General features: G+C 71.7%; 1 protein-coding gene. It reads right to left on the bottom strand.

Annotated features, from left to right (window positions below):
- Positions 1 to 2,694, bottom strand: a 2,694-nt coding sequence (locus tag ACZ4A5_RS31570) for a polyketide synthase dehydratase domain-containing protein (protein ID WP_467591815.1), incomplete at both ends; no start/stop codon positions are given.

Below are 2,694 nucleotides of genomic sequence, written 5' to 3'. Positions count from 1 at the left end.
ACGCGCCAGACCCTCCCGGCTCTGAGCCGTCACCACCGCATCATCCAGAACACCCGCGGCATGAATCACACCGGTAAGAGGGTGCGCGGGATCCGTCTTGCCGACGAGCTCCGCCACCGCCTCCGCATCACTCACATCCGCCGCCACGACCGACACCTCGGCACCCAACGCACCCAGCCGCTCCACCAACTCACCGGCACCCGGAGCATCCAACCCACGACGGCCGACCAGGAGCAGATGCCGCATTCCCCACTGCCGGACCGCATGGTCGGCCACGACCTGGCCGAGCGCTCCGGTGCCGCCGGTGATCAGCAGGGTGCCGTCCCGGTCGAGAGCAGGCGGTATCTCCAGCACCAGCTTGCCGGTGTGCTTGGCCTGACTCATGAACCGGAACGCCTCCCGCGCCCGCTCCAGCGGCCAGGAGCGCACCGGCAGCGGGGCGAGCGCGCCGGAGGCGAACAACTCCCCCATTTCCGCGAACATTTCCCTGATCCGGTCAGGTCCGGCGTCGGTGACGAGGTCGTAGACCTGGTACGTGACCCCGGGATGCTCGACGGCCACCTCACCGGGGTCGCGCAGATCGGTCTTGCCCATCTCCAGGAACCGGCCGCCATCACCGAGCAGACGCAAGGACGCCTCGATGAACTCGCCCGTCAGGCTGTTCAGCACCACATCCACACCACGGCCACCGGTCGCCTGCCGGATCGTCTCCTCGAATCCGGCATCGCGCGACGAGGCCCGATGAGCGGCATCGACGCCCATCTCCTCCAGCACGGCATGCTTGGCAGGGCTCGCCGTCGCGTACACCTCGACACCCAGATGACGGGCGATACGCACCGCCGCCATCCCCACACCACCCGTCGCGGCATGGATCAGCACCGACTCACCCGGCTTCACACGAGCCAACTCCACCAACCCGTACCAAGCCGTCAGGAACGCCACCGGCACACCGGCCGCCTCCCGCACATCCCACCCCCGTGGGACCGGCGCGATCATGCGGGCGTCCGCTACGGCCAGCGGGCCGAAGGAGCCGCCGAGTACGCCCATGACCTGGTCGCCCACCGAAAGGTGCGTGACGTCGGGCCCGACCTCCGTGACGATGCCCGCGCCCTCGCCGCCCAGGCCGGTCTGTCCCGGCACCATGCCGAGACTGACCAGGACATCACGGAAGTTGATGCCCGCAGCCCGGACCTCCAGGCGCACCTGGCCGGAGGTCAGGGGCTCGATGAGCTCGGGACAGGCCACGGGGGCCACGCTCTCCAGCGTCCCGGCACCACCGGTCTCCAGCCGCCACGCCTGCTCGGCGGGCGCGCCGACGGCAGGGCCTCCGGCCGCGCGGACCAGCCTCGGGATCAGGAGCGTCCCGTCGCGGAGGGCGAGTTGGGGCTCGTCCAGCTCCTCAACGGCGTGACGCAGGGCGGCCTGCGGGAGGTCGTCGCTGTCCGTGTCCACGAGTACGAAGCGGCCGGGGTGTTCGGACTGGGCGCTGCGGATCAGGCCCCAGACGGAGGCGGCGGCCGGGTCGACGTCGGTGCCGTCGTCGGTGGCGACGGCACCGCGCGTCACCAGCAGCAGCCGGGAATCGGCCAGCTGGGGTGCTGCCAGGAACTCCTGGACCAGGGACAGCGCGCGTTCCGCCGTCGCGAGTCCGTCGCCGGCCTCGACGGGAGCGACCACCGCCCAGGGCGCCTCGTCCCCAGGGCGCACGTCGGCCATGCCGACCCAGGCATCGCCGCCCGACGCGTCCTGTTCCGGCACGGGGAGCGGTGTCCACTGCACGGTGAACAGGCCGTCGTCGTCGCGTACGGATGTCAACTGCCCGACGTCGGCGGGGCGCAGCGTCACCGATCCCGCACTCAGTACGTTCGCGCCGGCGGCGTCCGTCACGAGGAGCCGGAGCTCCCGTTCGGTGGCGTCGTGCCGGACGGGTGACACCCGCACGCGTACGGTGTCGGCGCCCGCGGCCCACAGTCCGACCTGGTTCCAGGTGAACGGCAGCCATACCTTGCCGTCGTCCTGCGGCTCCCCGCCCCAGTCGAGCAGGAGGGCCGGGTGGAGGGCGGCGTCGAGGAGGGCGGGGTGGATGCCGTAACCGTCGTGCGAACCGGCGGCCTCGGGCAGAGCGACCTCGGCCAGCAGATCCTGACCGTGCCGCCAGACCGACCGCAGACCCTGGAAGGCGGGGCCGTACGCGTATCCCACGTCGGCCATCCGCTCGTAGAAACCCTCCGCCTCGACCGGCACCGCACCCGACGCGGGCCAGGCACCGATCAGCCCATCGGGCGCGGCCGTGGGTTCGGGGGTGAGGATGCCGGTGGCGTGGCAGACCCATTCGTTGTCGCCGTCGTCGGGCCGGGTGTAGACGCGGACTTCGCGACGGCCGTCATCGGTGGCCGTGTCGACCACGACCTGCACTCGTAGACCGGAGGCGGCCGGCACGACCACCGGAGCCTGCAACATCAGCTCCTCGACACTGGAGCAACCGACCTCGTCGCCCGCCCGCAACACCCACTCCACCAACGCCGCACCGGGGACGAGGACCGTCCCGGCCACCTCGTGATCGGCCAGCCACGACGCACCGGACCGGGAGAGCCGGCCCGTCAGCAGGCAGCCACCCCGGTCGGCGAACTCCACCGCCGCACCCAACAACGGATGCCCCGCCGCCACCAGCCCCAGACCCGCCGCGTCCACCCG

The sequence above is a fragment of the Streptomyces sp. NPDC025618 genome (assembly GCF_055558795.1).
This window is presented reverse-complemented; position numbering and strand designations above follow the sequence as displayed.